Source organism: Lachnoclostridium phocaeense (assembly GCF_959599685.1).
Taxonomy (GTDB): Bacteria; Bacillota; Clostridia; order Lachnospirales; family Lachnospiraceae; genus Claveliimonas; species Claveliimonas monacensis.
In genome coordinates this window covers 1-17036 of record NZ_CAUGIN010000016.1, presented here as the reverse complement: position 1 = coordinate 17036, position 17036 = coordinate 1, and the positions used below count along the sequence as shown (strand labels likewise).

Here is a 17036-nt window from a genome sequence, read left to right as displayed (position 1 = left end):
CAATTCTCAAACGGCCGATATCTCCTGCCAGGCGGGAAACCCGTAGGCGCTCCTGGCACTTTTCACCGCAGTCGTTATGGCCTCGCTCATGGCTTCCGCCGCCAATGTACCTACCAGATCCTGGTCAGCTGACACTTTTGTGCCATCTGCAGCTGCCACTGACACTGCGTAGATACTATCCCCGTCTGCCGAAGTGTGGACCGGCCTGATGGACCGGGCATAACCATCGTGAGCCATCCCCGCAATCTTACAGAGAGCGGGCTTCTGAAAATCCGCATTTGTCAGGATAATGCCAATGGTAGTATTGCCTGTAAATTTATTATCCACTACCCGGATATCCGCGCACATCAGCTCTTCTGTCAAACGGAAAGAATGCCTGTCCTCTGCCAACAGCCCCGCCAGTTTCTCTCCGCTTCTCCAGTCGTAAATGTCGCCCAGAGCATTGACCGCCACTACTGCCCCCACCTGCAGATCCCCGATCTGCATAGCATAGCTGCCGATACCGGATTTCATGCAGTACTCCATACCTGCAAATTTCCCCACCGTAGCTCCACAGCCCGCACCATAATTCCCGTCTCTGTAGTTTCCTTCTTCCGCCATCAGACACGCCTCGTACCCCATGTTCCTGTCCGGTCTGGCTGACGGATTCCCTACTGTAAGATCAAAAAGATCCGATTGACAAACAAGCGGGACCTTCGTCACACCCACGTCAAAACCAATCCCTTTTTCCTCCAGATACTGCATGACTCCATCGGCAGCGCCCAGCCCAAAGGCACTCCCGCCTGCAAGGACCACCGCATGAATCGCCTGGGCGGCAGCCAACGGCTTCAGAAGTTCCGACTCCCTGGAAGCCGGGCCCCCGCCCCTTACATCCAGTCCAGCCGCCATTCCCTGTTCTGCAATAAATACCGTGCACCCGGTGCCCCCTTCTGGGTCCTGCGCCTGCCCGATCTTAATTCCGCTGATATCTTTTATACGAATCTTACGTTTCATCTCTTTCCTTCCTGTCCGCCCTACCTGTGCATAGAAAAGGACTCTTCATCATAATGTTTCAGGTTATCGTAGATTCCTCTGTCGTCTGCCTCCCGGATCAGCGCATCCCTGGACTTCTTTGCCATCATCTGGTCTTTGAAGGAGCTGGGTCCTCCCACGCAGCCACCCTCACAAGCCATACCCTCGACAAAATCCTCCGGCAGGCGCCCTACCTTCATAAGGAGCAGGGCCTTCTTGCACTCCGCAGATCCGTTTGCCTTACAGACTTTGATATCCACATCGCTGCCGGACTCTTTCAGGCTCTCCAGCACCGCTGCTGTGACACCGCCGGAATTTCCAAATCGCTTGCCAAACACAGAGGACTCCTGATAGGTATTCTCCGACGCTTCCAGCCGCACACCTTTCGCCCGCATCATGGCCCGTATCTCGCTGTATGTAAGCACATAGTCTGCATTTCCCTCGATCTTCTGGTCCACCACCTCTGATTTCTTGGCCAGACAGGGACCGATAAACACAGTCACGGCCTCCGGATCCTTCGCCTTGATCAGGCGGGACACGCCGCACATGGGAGACACGGTAGTGGAGATGGCATCGCTCAGCTCCGGATAATGTTTGCGCACCATGTTGACAAATCCGGGACAGCAGGATGTCACCTTCTTCTTGCCCTCCTCATAGGCTTCCCGCCACTCCTGCGCCTCGCTCTTGGCTGTCAGGTCTCCTCCCAGCCCCACTTCTACAAATCCGGTAAAGCCCAGCTCTTCCATGGCTTTCTTCCAGCTGGCCATCGTGATCTCCTGGCCGAACTGTCCCTCTGTGGCAGGGGCCAGCATGGCATAGACATGCTTCCCGGACCGGATGGCATCGATCACATCCACGATCCATGTCTTGGAGCCGATCGCCCCGAAGGGGCAGCTGTGGATACACTTCCCGCAGCGGATACACTTTTCCTCATCAATGACAGAGATGCCGTACTCGTCATAGGAGATGGCATCCACCGGACAGCTGAATTTGCACGGCCGCTTCAGATGGGCAATGGCATTGTAGGGGCAGGCCTCGGCGCACTTTCCACACTCCTTGCACTTGGAGGCATCGATGTGGGTGCGGTGGCGTCCCCTCTCGATGGCCCCGAATTTACAGGCATTCATACATGCCTTTCCCAGACAGTTCTGGCAGTTCTCCGTAACTGTGTAGCTGGAGATGGGGCAGTCCTCACAGGCGGAACTGATGACCTGGATCACATTTCCGTCATCCACCGGCCCCGGCGCCTTTCCCTCTGCCAGCCGCACTCTCTGCCGGATGATCTCCCTCTCCTTGTAAATGCAGCAGCGGAACTGCGCCGTCGGCCCGGGAATCAGGGTAAAGGGGATATCCTCCTTCCTCTCTTCCAGCTCCCCGGCAAATGCAAGTCTCGCCACTTCCTCCAGAACTGCATGTTTAATCTTGATCACATTAGCGTCTGCGTACTTCACTTTTTTCTCCTCCATAATTACTCATTCATTCTGCGTGTCAGATACCCGGATGCTGTATTTCTCTGCTTACAATCATATCATGTGAGAGCGCTTTTTTCCAGCAGCACCTCTACTCTCCCAGCACCGCATAGTCTTCAAACATGATGCGGAGGCGGTCTATCACTCTGGATGTATGGTAATGACCGCAGTACCATCTCTGATAATCCAGTTTTTCTTCAATCTTCTCCAGCCAGATCTCTGTGGACTTATCCACCATGGACTGATCGATAAAGGGAAGATATTTATCCACAGGCTCATATTTCAGGGGCAATGTGTGGCTCAGGACATAGTCCACCTTCCACTCTGCCCTGTCCAGCTGCTCTTCCACATATTTTTTGATGCCGGGGGATGGCTGTTCATTGTCATACCAGGCATATCCCTTCTTCTGCCGGTAAAATTTGTCCACACTGTAAGCACCCCCGATGGCAATAGCCTTTTTGCCGTCAAAATCATAGATCTCCCCGTCTTTGGCAAACAGAAGCGACGGGTAGGCATCTTCCACGTAAGCCACAGCGCCGCTCCAAAGCGTCTCCCTGTACGTCTTGATGGCAAAAGGCCTCTGCTCATGGTTTCCGTGTATACAGAAAAATGTGAGCGGCAGCTCTGCCAGGTGCTCCTTGATCGCCGCTGCCTTATTCCCGAGAAAATAGTTGATGCCGGCATCCCCCAGGATAATCAGGATATCCTCCCGTGTAGTCCGCCTCTCCCTGCAAAAATCGTCAATACGGTCAAACACCGCATGTGTATCCCCTGTCAGATAGATCATAACTTTATACCCCCTTTGTTAAAATAAGTTCCAAAAATGCCTCCCCGTACTGTTTGACTTTCTTCTCCCCCATTCCGTTCACATCCAGCAGCTCCTCCCGGGTCCGGGGCATCCTGACGCACAGATCCCGGAGCGTCTTGTCTGAGGCCACCATATAGGGCGGGATCTTTCTCTTTCCCGCCAGTCTCATGCGCAGCTTCCGCATCTCCTCAAAGAGCTCCTGCTGGCTCTCTGTCAGGTCTGCTGTCTGGGCCGGCCATCTTCCCGAAGCACCGGCCTTCCGGCTTTTGCCTCTTCCCTCTTCTGCCTTCTCTTCCTTTTTATAGGAAATGATAAAGGATTCTGCCCCCTCCTCAAGCAGCTCCTCCGAGCGCTCTGTCAATTTCAGGAGCATATATTTATCTTTCGTCTGCCTCAGATAGCCCCGCTCCACCATGGCGCGGATCACATCCTGCATCCGGGCTTTTCCAAGTTTACTCTGCTTCCCGTAGGACGGGCTCTTGTCCATGCCCCGGTCGCGTATCCTGGCCGTGTTCTCCCCAAGGAGCGTACCGGCGATCATGCTCTGCCCGAAGCGCTGTCCGCAGTCCCGCACACACCGGACCACATCAGCAGCTGCCTCCAACGCATCCATCTGCTCCATCTCAGCCAGACAGTTGCCGCAGCTGCCGCACCCGTCTTCCGCCTGCTCGCCAAAATAGCGGAGGATATAGCTGCGCAGGCATCCTGTGGTAGTGCAGTACCCCTCCATTTTCCGCAGACGCTCCATGTCCTGCTCCCGGATCATCCGCCTCTCTTCTTCTGTGTAATCCTGATCCACCTCCTTGCTCTCCAGAAGGAGCCTTCCGATCATAGTGTCCTGGGGAGAGTAAAAGAGGATACACTCCGCCGGCTCCCCGTCACGGCCGGCTCTTCCAGCCTCCTGATAATAGTGTTCCATACTCTGGGGCATATTATAATGCAGCACAAAACGGACATTGGACTTGTCGATCCCCATTCCAAAGGCATTGGTGGCAATGATCACCCTGCCCCTGTCATATATGAAATCCTCCTGACTCGCCTTCCGCGCCTCAGGGCTCATGCCTGCATGGTACCTGCCCACGGAAAATCCGGCATTCTCCAGATAGAGGTACAGCTCGTCCACCCCTTTTCTGGTGGCGCAGTACACAATTCCGCTCTGGCTGCTGTGCTCTGCCAGGTACCGGCGGACGCGCTCTTTCTTGCTACCGCCTTTTTGCACCTCAAAATAGAGGTTGGGTCTGTCAAATCCCGTCACGGTCTCGTAGGGGCGGACAAGTCCCAGAGAGGACAGGATATCCTCCCTGACTTTTTCCGTGGCTGTGGCCGTGAAGGCGGAGACCACCGGCCGCACAGGAAGCTGCCGGATAAAGGAGCTGATCCGCACATAGCTGGGGCGGAAATCCTGGCCCCACTGGGAAATGCAGTGTGCCTCGTCCACTGTAATCATAGACAGGTGGGCATGGCCGGCAAAATCCAGAAACCGGGGCGTCTCTAAGCGCTCCGGAGCCACATAGATCAGCTTGTACCTACCCGCCTTTGCCAGTTCCAGCGCCCTCGCTGTCTGGGACTCCGTGAGGGAACTGTTGATGTAGGCCGCATGCACCCCCGCCTCATTGAGGGCTTTAACCTGATCCATCATCAGAGAGATAAGGGGCGAGACAATCACTGCTGTCCCCGGCATAAGGAGGGCCGGGATCTGATAGCACAGTGATTTGCCCGCCCCTGTGGGCATAACAGCCAGCACGTCCCGGCCGGAGAGGATCTGGTCTATGATCTCCTCCTGTCCGGGGCGAAAGGTATCGTATCCAAAATATGTTTTGAGTATCTGCTTTTTCTGCTCTTCTTCCAATCAGTCTTCCTCACTTTTCTCCATTTCATCCGCATAGATCCGCCAGGTCCTGTCGTCGAAGAGAGCCCACTCGACAAGCTCCAGCTTCCCCGGATGCTCCCTGGCAAACTCCCTGGCAGTGCGCACTGCAATCCCGGCCGCCTCCTCCACAGGGAAATGATACACGCCCGTTGATATGGAAGGGAAGGCGATCCTGCGCACCCCCTTTTCCACAGCCAGCTCTAAGCAGGACCGGTAGCAGGAGGACAGCAGCTCTCTCTCATTATACCTTCCTCCCCGCCACACTGGACCGGGCGTGTGGATCACGTATTGGCACGGGAGCCTGTAGGCCCCGGTAATCCTGGCTTCTCCAGTCCGGCAGCCGTGGAGGGTCCGGCACTCCTCAAGGAGCCCCGGGCCTGCTGCCCGGTGAATGGCGCCGTCCACTCCTCCGCCTCCTAAAAGACTTGTATTGGCCGCATTGACAATGGCATCCACATCTGTAAGTTTTGTAATATCGCCGCGCACAGCTTTAAACACCGTCCCGCTCATGGCGCATCCCTCCCGTGCTCTCTTTTTTTGCCATTATAACACAAATAAGACACACTGCCCACTTCCGGGCCAAAAGCCGGGCGGTGGGAAAAAATAAAAAAAAGGGAAACATGCAAAAAGCGAAATTTCGCTTGATATACCATGAGAAATTTCGCTTCTTTATTGACTATTACTGCCCATCCCCGTATCTTTTGACAACTTTTTTCTGAATGCGCAAAAGAGCCTCTGCATCCTGCGGTCCCAGAAACTCCAGCAGCCTGGCCACATCCCCCAGAGCTCTCTCCCTTTTATCCTCGATCTCTTCCCTGCCTGCAGCTGTGACAGCCACGATCACCTGTCTGTTATCCTGACAGTCCGCCGTGCGGGTAATCCACCCTTTGATTTCCATATGCTTTAGCAGGGCAGCGATCCGGGCCGTGCTGACTTTCATCTCCCTGCTGAGAGCCTTCGGGAAAGCTGTTCCTCCATGGTCTGTCAGATAATTCAGCACAAAAAACTCTCCTTTTGTCAGCCTGGCAAGCTCTTCATTGGCCGCCACATGGGACCATTCAGACCGTATTTTCAAAAGTTCTTCCGCCATCTCTTTATAATCCATGGTTCCTCCCATTTGCAAATGCTACTCGTGTTAGTAAAATCATATGCCTCAGCATCCGGTTTGTCAATCATTATTCCCCGGGACACTGGGCATCACGTACCGCTGTTGAGGCAGGCTGTCCTAGACTGTGTAGACGCCCTGCGCCTTCAGCTGCCGGATACACTGTTTCCGCACAAACCAGAAGCACACTGCCTGCATGGCGATAGTGAAGATCCAGGATGCCGGGTAGGAGATAAACAGGAAATGCAGGGATCTGTGCTGCGGAAAGAATCCATAGATCCATACAATCCTTGTCCCTACCGTCCCGATGACAGACAGGATCATAGGCACGGCTGAGCGGCCCATTCCCCGCAGCGCCCCCGGGAAAAGATCCATGATACCGCACAGGAAATAGGGCACTGTGGTGATGGAGAGGATCTCCAGACCGCACTGGATCACCTCCGCCTCAGACGTATAGATCCTGAGGAGCTGAGATCCGAACACGTAGGCCCCCACTCCCAGCACAAGAGCCGCCCCGGCTGACAGAATCATACAGTCTGCCAGCACCCGGTCCATGCGCTTCTGTTTTCCCACACTGTAGTTCTGGCTTGTAAAACTCATACAGGCCTGGGTTACCGCATTCACCGACACGTACAGAAATCCCAGGATGTTGTTGGCCGCCGTGTACCCGGCCATGGCCGTGGAGCCAAAGGAGTTGACCGAGGACTGGAGCATGGCGTTGGAAAAATTGATCACCGTGCTCTGGATGCCCGCAGGGATCCCCACCTGGAAGATCCGTTTCACATAGACGCTCTTAATGGCAAGTTTTGAAAACCTGAGCTGATAGCTGCCCTCCGTCCGGTGAAGGCACCAGAGCACAAGAATGCAGGAGACCATCTGGGACGCCACCGTGCCCACAGCCACACCGGCCACCCCCAGCGGGATCACGATGACAAGCAGCAGATCCAGCGCCACATTGGCCATGCCTGCCACACACAGGAACATCAGAGGCCTCTTTGTGTCCCCCACAGCCCGAAGAATGGCAGCGCCGTAATTGTAGAGCATAAAAAAGGGCATTCCCAGAAAATAGATCCGCATATACACAGCAGACTGCCCGATCACATCCCCGGGCGTGTCCATCATCTCCAGGGCAAAGCGTGACAGCCCGAATCCCACAAACGCCATGACAATGCCGCTGATCAGCGCCAGTGCAATGGCTGTATGTACTGCCTCCGACATCTCTTTGTCCCGCCTGGCCGCATAGTATCGGGCTGCCAGGACGTTGGCTCCCAGGGAGATGCCGATGAAAAGGTTGGTAAAAATATTGATCAGCGCTGTCGTGGATCCCACTGCCGCCAGAGCCTGGCTTCCGCTGAATCTTCCCACCACGATAATGTCCACTGCGTTGAACATCAGCTGCAGGATACTGGTCAGCATCAGCGGGAGTGAGAAGGAGATCAGCTTGTCCATGATGGATCCGTTGCACATATCTATTTCATATTTATTCTTTTTCAAAGTACTTTCCCTCCGCTTCCTTTTCTGCACAGGCTATCTTACTGCGTTCTTCCTTTTTCGTCAATAGCTTCCATCACAGCCACTCACTGTATCTGCGGATATAGATTTTCTTGATCACTGTTGTCAGAATCATGTACGCCGCGATGATGCCCAGCAGCCACACAAAGTAAACGGCAGGCAGACCGGTCAGCCCAAGGGCCTCTCCTGCCGGGGTAAAAGGAAGCGCTGTGACAATCCCGATCCCGGCCAGGGACAGCAGCGTGACAGACATGGACGCCCGGCTCTGTATAAATGGAAGCTTTGCCGTGCGGATCATATGGATGACCACCGTCTGGCTCCACATGGACTCCACAAACCATCCTGTCTGGAAAAGAGCAGCATACAGTGCCCGGGCGGCCGGATCCTGGAGTTGCGTGAACAGTTGCCCTCCTGTAAACATGGGGCAGATCACAAAGTACATCAGCACGAAAGTTGCGATATCAAACAGCGAGCTTACCGGCCCGATCCAGAGCATGAACCGGCTGATCCCGGATGCATCCCATTTTCGCGGTTTCTTCAGCCAGTCCCCGTCCACATGATCCCAGGAAATCGCCATGCAGGAAATATCATAGATAAGATTCAGCAGAATCAGATGGACAGACTCCATAGGAAGGAAAGGAAGGAATGCACTGGCTGCCAGTATGGAAAAAATATTCCCGAAATTGGAGGAGGCCGTCATCTTGATATATTTGATCATATTCGCATACGTCTTTCTTCCTTCTGCAACTCCCTGCTCCAGTACCATCAGATTCTTTTCCAAAAGAACCACCGAGGAGGACTCCTTCGCAATGTCCACTGCCGTATCCACGGAAATTCCTACATCCGCCGCCTTCATGGCCGCCGCATCATTGATCCCGTCCCCCATATAGCCCACACAGTGGCCTCTTTCCCGGAGCACTCTGACAACGCGGGCTTTCTGCGAGGGCGACAGCCTGGCGAACACTGTGATCTGCTCTGCCTTTTCCCCCAGCTGGACATCTGTAAGCTGTTCTGTCTCCTCCCCCAGAAGGACCCTTTCCGCATCCAGGCCTACCTGCCGGCAGATGGACCGGGTAACCATTTCATTGTCTCCGGTGAGAACTTTTATGCTGACTCCATACTCTTTCAGTGTCCTGACTGCCTCTTTTGTGTCCGGTTTCGGCGGATCCAGAAATGCCAGAAATCCAATCAGAACCATATCTTTCTCATCCTCCACACAGAACTCTCCTTCCGGGGCAGGATCCGTTTTCTGGGCAATGGCAATGACCCTCATGCCTGTTTCATTAAGTTTATTACATCTGGAGAGAACCATCTTTCTCACCTCGTCTGTCAGCGGATGGACCTTCCCTTCGCATTCAGCGTAGGCACAGCAGCCCAGCATCTCTTCCACCGCACCTTTGGTCACCATCTGCGTTTTCCCCTCTGTGTCCCTCACCACCACACTCATACGACGGCGCTGAAAATCAAAGGGGATCTCATCGGTCTTTGTATATCTGCGGATCAGTTCCTCCGCCCCCAGCTCTTTCTGCTTTTCGATCACAGCAATATCAATGAGGTTTTTCAGCCCTGTCTGGAAATAACTGTTCAGAAAGCCGTGCCGCAGCACCCTCTCATCTTCCTGACCGTCCACATTCAGGTGGCATTCCAGGACAACCCTGTCCATGGTCAGCGTCCCTGTTTTGTCGGTGCAGAGGATATCTGCTGCCCCAAGGTTCTGTATTGAGTTCAGATTTTTGACAATGACTTTTTCTCTGCTCATAGCCAGGGATCCCTTAGCCAGAGATGTGGTAACGATCATGGGCAGCATCTCCGGGGTCAGTCCCACAGCAACAGAAATGGCAAAAAGCATCGCCTGCATCCAGTTTCCTTTGGTAAACCCGTTGACAAAAAGCACCACCGGCACCATGACAAGCATAAACCGTATCAGCACCCAGGATACATCATTTACTCCCTTTTCAAATGTGGTTTTTACCGGCTTTTCGTCCATCGCCTCTGCCATAGTTCCCAGCATGGTACTGTTCCCTGCGGCAATAACCACCGCCCGGGCACTGCCGCTGATCACATTGCTCCCCATGAATACCAGGTTCTCCATGTCTGTCAGAGACACGGCTCTTCCCTTTGCCTTGCCTGTCTTTTCCACCGGCTCACTTTCGCCTGTCAGGGCAGACTGGCTGACAAAAAGATCTTTTGCGTCCAGGACTCTCAGATCCGCCGGGATCATGTCCCCTGCTGACAGATATACGATGTCCCCTGCCACGACATCTTCCATGGGGATTTCTCTTCTTACTCCTTCCCTCTCAACGCAGGCTGTCGTGTGGATCATTCCGGCCAGCCGGTCAGCCACATTTCCGCTTCTTGTCTCCTGCACAAAACGCAGCACGCCGGAGATCAGTACCATGGCTGTAATAATGCTCACGGTCGTATAGCTGCGCTCTCCGGGCGCTGCAAACACAATGTCCGTGAACGCCGAAATGCAGGCCAGGATCAAAAGGACAATGGTAAAGGGGTTAATAAAGGCTGCAAAGAGTCGTCCCGGAAGAGAATACTTCTTCCCGTATGTCAGTATGTTGGCGCCGTATTTTTCTCTGGATCTTTCCACTTCCTTTCTGCCAAGTCCGCCCCGGTCAGTTCCATACTTTCTGAATATTTCATGTTCCGGGCAGAGAGCCGCCTGGTACATCTGCCCCCTGTTTGTTTCCTTTTCTTTTTTTGCAGAAACCTCTCCTGCCAGCATCATTTTTCTAAAGATTTTCTTCATGACTGTGTACCTCCCAACTCTGTAGATTCTGTTCAGCATTGCTGGTAAGGGCACAGCGGCATCCTGTCGGAAGATTTCTGCCAGACCGATCCGTTCCCGGCCGCTTTCTGACAATAAAAATCCACCGCCTGTAAGATTTCTCTCACAAAGCGGTGGAAAGCGCACACAAATATATGCTACAGCCAGGCACACCCATGCCTCCGTAACTTCACCCATACATTCCGCCGTTTTGTGATTCCGCTGTACTTCCTACTGTGATACATAAATGTGCCACCTGCCTTTCTTTCTCTGCACTCTTTCTTTATTCTTCCTCTCCGGGAGAATAAAAAAACCTGTATGTCCGACAGACATACAGGGAAATATACCTTTGTATATTCGTCTGAGCTTTAACTCTGCAGGGCGGTGAAACTGTATTATGATACACCTTGCTTTCGATGTACCCTGTTCAAACCCTCTCATAGTGTCTCCACTATTTCGCGGCAACAGTCCATATCCCTTGCAGTAGCCTTACCTACCGAACAGCATTAAAATAACACAGATTTTCGGCTCTGTCAACCTCTTAAAACCTCTTGATCTTCCTGGTTGTAGTCTTCTCAAACTCCTTATCCCGCACCACCAGGCTGTAAATTTTCTTCTGGGGAGCCGCCGTCTTATTGTATCCGTCAATGACCTCCTGGAGGGCCGCACGCACGTCCTTAACCTTTTTCTTCTTCACATAGTCCTGGTCCGGATAAATTTCCGCCTCGATAACTCCACCCTTTTCCCGGACAAGCACTTCACCTACAAGCCGGCTGGCGCTCAGCGCGTTCTCCAGCTCCTCCGGGGACACATTCTCGCCATTCTTCGTGATGATCAGGTTTTTCTTGCGGCCTGTCAGGTAGACAAAGCCCTCCTCGTCCACATAGCCCAGGTCGCCGGTCTTCAGCCACCCGTCCTCCAGTGTCTCCGCCGTCTCTTCCGGCATCTTGTAGTAGCCCTGCATGACGCTACTTCCCTTCACCCAGAGCTCTCCGTCCACTGTCTTCGCCTCGCAGTTGGGCACAAGCTGTCCCACGGAGTCGCTTCGGATATTCCACCTCTGGGAGATGCTGATTACCGGGGAGCACTCTGTCATACCGTAGCCCTGCTGGATCACAATATCATATTTTTTAAACATTTCGATATATTTCGGATCCAGGTAGGCGCCGCCGCTGCAGATAGTGTGGAACTGCTTTCCGAACACCTGATTCTTCACGATCTTCGCCGGCAAGAGGGAGGCCTCCTCCAGCTTCTTTGCCATGGTCTCGATCATCAGCGGCACCATCAGGATCATCTCCGGCTTAAAGAGCTTGATGTTTTTTGCCACCCGCATCAGAGAGTCGTTGATGCAGATCACCGCTCCCAGGGACACCCCTTTCAAAATATCCATGCTGAGACAGTAGGCGTGGTGGATGGGCAGCACGGTCATGATGACGATCCGCTCCGGAATCTTCATGTCCAGGCAGGTGGCATTCTCCGCCACATTTCTGTGGGTCAGCATGACTCCCTTGCTTTTGCCGGTTGTTCCGGAAGTAAACATGATGGTGCACAGCTGATCCGGCCCAGGCATGTAGTCAAAGCTGCCCTTATGCTCTCCCAGCAGTTTCCAGAAAGCATATGCGCGCTCTCCATGTTCCTCCTGCTGCATGGAAACGATCACCCGAAGCTGTGGGCAGCGCTCGCCTGCCAGAGCCGCCACGTCTTTTCTGGCCTCATCGTAGACAAGGACGGTGGAGTCGGACCGAACGATCAGGTCACACACATCCTCTGCCGGGAGATTCACATCCAGAGGCACAACCACGCTGCCGCTGTCCACTGTGCCAAAGTAGGTCACCAGCCACTCGTAGGAGGTCATCCCTATGACAGCGATATGGCTGCCCTGCTCTCCCAGATCCCGCAGCGCACAGGAAAAGCTCTCGCTGTCCTCTTTAAGCTGGGTGTAGGTTTTAGATGCCACTTCATTTTTACTTACTTTATAACGGATCGCGTCCTCCGGGCCGTACCTTTCTTCCGTACTAACCAGGATCCCGCGGACTGTACTGCAAAGCATATCTGATCTTCCATCCTTTCCCCGCTCGGTGTTAATTTCCGGCGGTCAGTTTTTCCAGATAATCTACTGCTTCCTGGACCGTGCGGATATCCGCCGCCTCCGTCTGCTCCACTTCTACATCGAACTCATCCTCGATCTCGCCCAGCATGCTCATGAAGTCAAAGGATGTAAAGCCCAGATCTTCCATGAAGCGGGACTCGGGATGGATATTCTCCGGCTCCACCTCTACATAGTTACAAATGATATCAACTAACTTCTCAAACATGGTCTTTCTCCTTTTTCTATACTAATTTAATGATTTCTCCAATGGTCAGATCCGGGTTCTCCGCACCCTTGAACATGATCCTGCACAGATAGTAGTACAGGTACTCCAGCTCTTCCCTGGACACAGCCTTGACCTGGTGCTCAAAGTTAAAGTCCAGTCCGTTGTCCTCGGGCCGGTGCATGACGGTCAGGTACATACCCTGGGGGCAGATGCCGTTGGGATACCATTTTGTCTTGTACCGGATATCCCCAAGCTGGGTCAGTCCGTTTTCCTGCAGAGTCATGGGCTGATAGGTCAGGGAAATGGGCTCGTAGGTCAGCCCTGCGTGCGGCTGGGGATATAATTTTGAACGGTATGCAAAATAGGCAGTGGGATCATAGTTGGCGTGTCGGAATATTTCATTCTGCTTGTCACGGATGGCATACACTCCGTCAATGAACTTCATATCTTCCGGAAATACCGTGCGGATCGGGAAAGAGTGGATCCTTGTTCCGCCGGATTTTTTCTCTTTCAGGGTGGCACGCCTTGCAATGGCATTGTTGATGGACACATCCTCAAAACCGTTCATCTTCTGGAAGTAGGTGCGAAGACCCATGAGAAGAAGACAGGCCAGGGACACATGGTATTTCTCGCAGAAATCCATCAGCCGCCTGGTTGGCTCCTCCTCCAGATGAAAGATATCCAGGGCAGACTTTGTATCATCTGACGCATTGAACGCCGTGCGAAGGTTCGGATTTCCGAACATTTTTCTGGCAGCTTCCAGCTTGTCGGTCCCGTGGATCCCGTTGTAGATGGGCTCTCCTTTTTCGATCTCTTTCTGGAAAAAGTCAATGTCCCGCTGCCGGGCTTTGCTGCCTGCCTCGTAGGCCAGATCCTTCTGGAGCTGCTCAATGTAGGAGGCCATGTCCTTCGGGTAGGGAACGCCCTCATACTTCTCATGGCAGTAGAGCTCTATGACATCCTTCAGGAAAGCGATCAGCGACTGGGCGTCCACGATCATGTGGTGGGCCAGGAAATACACACCGCAAAAACCGTCCGGCATTCGGATCATGACGATCCGGATCAGAGGAGCATCCTGCATCTTAAAAGGCACGGTTGTCCACTTCTGCATCTGCGCTTCGGCCTCCTCCATGGTGCCGCCTGAGAAATCGACAAACTCGATTTTTTGCTCCTCCGGGTCTACCACGTACTGATACCAGTTCCCCTCTTTATCTTTTGCCAGGCGCACCCGCATGGCCTCGCTCCTTACGATGGCCTTATTGATGGATTTTGCCAGAAGATCCCAGTCCAGCTCCACCTCAATGGTCAGACTGGTCCCGATGTTCAGCACCGCGGCTGTGGGACAGAACGGCAGATAGTACAGGTGGAACTTCTGTGCTACAGTCAGAGGGTACACTTTGTGTCCTTTTCTCGTTCTCATCATTTCATTATTCCTCCAATAAATACATCCAGGGCCCTCTCATATCCTTCTGTGTCCTTGTAATAACTCTCGCCGTGGCCCGCGTCTTTCACGATCAGCTTCGTTTTCTGCGAAGCGCAGTTTTTATAGATCTCCTCACACATCCGGCATGGCACAAATGTGTCTTTCTCCCCGTGTATAAAAAGGAAGGGCACTTTCGCCTTTCTCACTTCCCTGGCGGCATTGCAGTCATCCAGTCCGTACCCCGCCTTCTTACGATTCAGCCTGTCCGCGATCTGGATCATAGGAAAGGCCGGGATATGGTACATGCTGTGGAGCACATGGGTAAATACTTCCTTGGCGGATGTGAACGCACAGTCTGACACAATCCCCTTCACCTGGGGCGGAAGATCCATCCCTCCCATCATGCAGACAGTGGCTCCCCCCATGGAATTGCCGTGGAGGAGGATCTGCGCGCCATCGCCGATCTTGCCTATCATCCACTGAACCCACTTCATGCCGTCTAAGCGGTCCATGGTCCCAAAACCGATATAGGTTCCCTCGCTCTCCCCGTGGGCACGCTCATCGATCAAAAGCATCCGGAAACCATGCTTCAGATAATACCAGGAGAGGCTTCCGTAGTCGCTTAACCCTTTGCTCGTATACCCGTGGAAGCAGATGACTGCCTTTGTCCCCTCTTCTCCGGGGAAATATGTACCGTGCAGCTTCAGTCCGTCCTCTGACGTGATCCACACATCTTCGTGGGGCTGCTCTGCCATCCATCCGCTGCGCTCGTGCATGAGAGGAAAGTAACTCTCCCAGTCCACGCCGGACATCTTTATGGTCCGCTCCACCTTGGCGTTGTACCGCTTCATGGTTCTTCTGTAAAAGTAGGCTGTGCCGCCGGCCTCCGCTGCTGCTGCGACACCCAGAAGCACAGCTGCTCCTTTCAGTAATTTGCCCATTTTCTTCACCCGCTATTTCTTTTTGCTGTTGATAAGGTCTTTCAGTTTCAGTGCTTTGTCGATATTTCCCTCCACTTTCAGTTTCCCAAGCGTCACCGCCAGGATAGGGTCTGTCTTCCCGTCCGCAATCTTGAACAGGGTCTCTGCAGAGCAGGTAAACATGGCATCCCTGTCATAGTACTCGTAAGGCTCTACATGGAGCTGTCCATCTTTCACCTCTGCATAAAAAATCCCTTCTGCCTCACCTGTGATGTTAAACTGATATGCCAGATGTTCGTGGATATCGCTTACATCTGCATCCATCAGCATTCCTTTTACCTTTGAAAACATATCTGCGTAGGTCATAACATCCTCCTTCTCGACCACATTCTACATTTTTCGACCGATAGTCATATCCTTTTCTCTGTTAGATTAGCATCTTTTCGGCCACTGGTCAACTATCGTTACTCTCAAAATGCACCTGGAATTTTCCTCTTTTTTGTGCGCTTTTAAGACTGGCCCGCAGCCTTCATCTGTGTTATATTATTTAGTAATGTACATTTTGCACGGACCTGACCGAAAATCAGACACACTCAGAAGAAAGGTGACACTTATGCCAGACCAGGGAAAATATGAGAGAATACTGGACGCCCTCCAGGAGCTCCTGAAAAACCAGAAAATGCAGTCCATCTCCGTCAGCGAGATCGCCCACACAGCCGGGATCGGCAAGGGAAGTATCTATTACTATTTTCCTTCCAAAGACGCCATCCTTGACGCTCTTGTGGAGCGGAATTACGAGAAACCGCTTCAGACAGCAAAGGATCTGGCCTATCAGACCGACATCCCGCCATTTACACGGATGGCCATGATCTTCCAGGCCTGCCGCAGCTCTTCCTCCGAGTTTCTCAAGTCCGCGGACAACGCCGCCTCTGATACACCGGAGAAAGTATTCCTGCGCCAGAAGTACGTCAATCATATCATCACTGAACTTAAACCTGTGCTGGCTGAGATTATCCGCCAGAGTGCAGAGGCGGGCGAGATCCATTTTGATGACCCTGACAGCCTGGCCGAGATTGTCCTGATCGTCCTGACAGTGAAACTGGACAACTCCCTCGTTCCCTCCTCAAGAGAGGAAATCGAGCAGACCATCAGCGCGCTTATCTCCCTGCTGGAGAAGGGCACGGAAAATCCTCCGGGATCGCTGAACTTTTTGAAGAGTCCGCTGGCGTGAGAGGCTGCAGAGCACGAAAGTTCACAGAGCGTATAAAAAACAAGGGTCACGAAAACCCTTGTTTTTATTATGTCTCTGATCTGCAATAATCCTCGATATCAGCCGGGGGCCAAGAAATTTTAATTTCAAAGATTCATTACAGTCAATCGTCACTCCTGTTGATAAAAATTCATTTTGTCTGCCTGTTACTTCTGCAAAAAAACAACTACCTGGCCGCCCTCCACATCAATCACTGTAATATTTTGACCTTGCTTGACATCCATTTTTATCCCCGAACATGCTGGTATCATATATTCTTTGCTCAATATTTCCACCTCAACAACTTCCACTTTTCTGCTCTACAACTCAGGATTTGTTTACTTTATTTCTTTTTCAAATCTAAAGAAATAGTTGTTTTCTTTGGGAATGTTGCCTGCGGTTTCACTTATCTGATGTGGGTCTCTGTGCTTAGGATTAAAAAATTCTACAATCTTGAAACCACATCGATTTACATAAAAGTGAATGTTCCGCTTATCGTAATAGGGGGTATGCGTCTCCCAAATTCTTGTTTGAAAAATTGAGAAAACGTAATATTGAACAAAAAAGAAATGCACAGT

14 protein-coding genes and 1 riboswitch are annotated in these 17036 nt (G+C 52.6%); of the genes, 1 reads left to right on the top strand and 13 read right to left on the bottom strand.

Annotation, left to right across the window (positions count from 1 at the left end; genetic code table 11):
• Positions 1-6 precede the first annotated feature (6 nt).
• The 13 genes from Q5911_RS08740 to Q5911_RS08680 form a co-directional block, all read right to left on the bottom strand.
• A complete protein-coding gene (locus Q5911_RS08740; protein WP_226394300.1) occupies positions 7-993 on the bottom strand; it encodes a P1 family peptidase in 987 nt (328 codons plus the stop codon).
• 20 nt (positions 994-1013) lie between these two features.
• Positions 1014-2477: a 4Fe-4S dicluster domain-containing protein gene (locus tag Q5911_RS08735; protein ID WP_303182407.1), complete on the bottom strand. Its 1464-nt coding sequence runs from the start codon at positions 2475-2477 to the stop codon at positions 1014-1016.
• Between the two features lie 94 nt (positions 2478-2571).
• Positions 2572-3267, bottom strand: coding sequence for a metallophosphoesterase (locus Q5911_RS08730; protein ID WP_076776233.1), 696 nt, complete (start codon positions 3265-3267; stop codon positions 2572-2574).
• 4 nt (positions 3268-3271) lie between these two features.
• The gene (gene recQ, locus Q5911_RS08725; protein ID WP_303182406.1) at positions 3272-5137 is read right to left on the bottom strand and encodes a DNA helicase RecQ; all 1866 of its coding nucleotides are present in this window, start codon (positions 5135-5137) and stop codon (positions 3272-3274) included.
• A complete protein-coding gene (locus Q5911_RS08720) occupies positions 5138-5668 on the bottom strand; it encodes an O-acetyl-ADP-ribose deacetylase (RefSeq protein ID WP_303182405.1) in 531 nt (176 codons plus the stop codon).
• A gap of 169 nt (positions 5669-5837) precedes the next feature.
• Positions 5838-6263, bottom strand: coding sequence for a MarR family winged helix-turn-helix transcriptional regulator (locus Q5911_RS08715; protein WP_303182404.1), 426 nt, complete (start codon positions 6261-6263; stop codon positions 5838-5840).
• Positions 6264-6383: 120 nt separating this feature from the next.
• On the bottom strand, positions 6384-7730 hold the full coding sequence (locus tag Q5911_RS08710) for an MATE family efflux transporter (RefSeq protein ID WP_303182439.1): 1347 nt from the start codon (positions 7728-7730) through the stop codon (positions 6384-6386).
• Positions 7731-7830: 100 nt separating this feature from the next.
• Positions 7831-10533: a magnesium-translocating P-type ATPase gene (gene mgtA / locus Q5911_RS08705; RefSeq protein ID WP_303182403.1), complete on the bottom strand. Its 2703-nt coding sequence runs from the start codon at positions 10531-10533 to the stop codon at positions 7831-7833.
• A 363-nt stretch (positions 10534-10896) separates the two neighbouring features.
• A riboswitch (M-box (ykoK) riboswitch) is annotated at positions 10897-11059 on the bottom strand.
• A 33-nt stretch (positions 11060-11092) separates the two neighbouring features.
• Positions 11093-12601, bottom strand: coding sequence for an AMP-binding protein (locus tag Q5911_RS08700; RefSeq protein ID WP_303182402.1), 1509 nt, complete (start codon positions 12599-12601; stop codon positions 11093-11095).
• Positions 12602-12632: 31 nt separating this feature from the next.
• Positions 12633-12866 (bottom strand): acyl carrier protein, encoded by a 234-nt coding sequence (locus Q5911_RS08695; RefSeq protein ID WP_076776223.1) that lies wholly within the window; start codon positions 12864-12866, stop codon positions 12633-12635.
• Positions 12867-12882: 16 nt separating this feature from the next.
• Positions 12883-14286 carry a condensation domain-containing protein gene (locus Q5911_RS08690; protein WP_281725811.1) on the bottom strand — a complete coding sequence of 468 codons (1404 nt, stop codon included), beginning with the start codon at positions 14284-14286 and terminating at the stop codon, positions 12883-12885.
• Positions 14286-15230 carry an alpha/beta hydrolase gene (locus tag Q5911_RS08685; protein ID WP_303182401.1) on the bottom strand — a complete coding sequence of 315 codons (945 nt, stop codon included), beginning with the start codon at positions 15228-15230 and terminating at the stop codon, positions 14286-14288. Before Q5911_RS08685 ends, Q5911_RS08690 begins: the two co-directional genes overlap by 1 nt.
• A 12-nt stretch (positions 15231-15242) precedes the next feature.
• Positions 15243-15575, bottom strand: coding sequence for an SCP2 sterol-binding domain-containing protein (locus Q5911_RS08680; protein WP_281725773.1), 333 nt, complete (start codon positions 15573-15575; stop codon positions 15243-15245).
• A gap of 247 nt (positions 15576-15822) precedes the next feature.
• Here Q5911_RS08680 and Q5911_RS08675 point away from each other — a divergent pair, with 247 nt between their 5' ends.
• Positions 15823-16440: a TetR/AcrR family transcriptional regulator gene (locus Q5911_RS08675; protein WP_281725772.1), complete on the top strand. Its 618-nt coding sequence runs from the start codon at positions 15823-15825 to the stop codon at positions 16438-16440.
• Positions 16441-17036 lie beyond the last annotated feature (596 nt).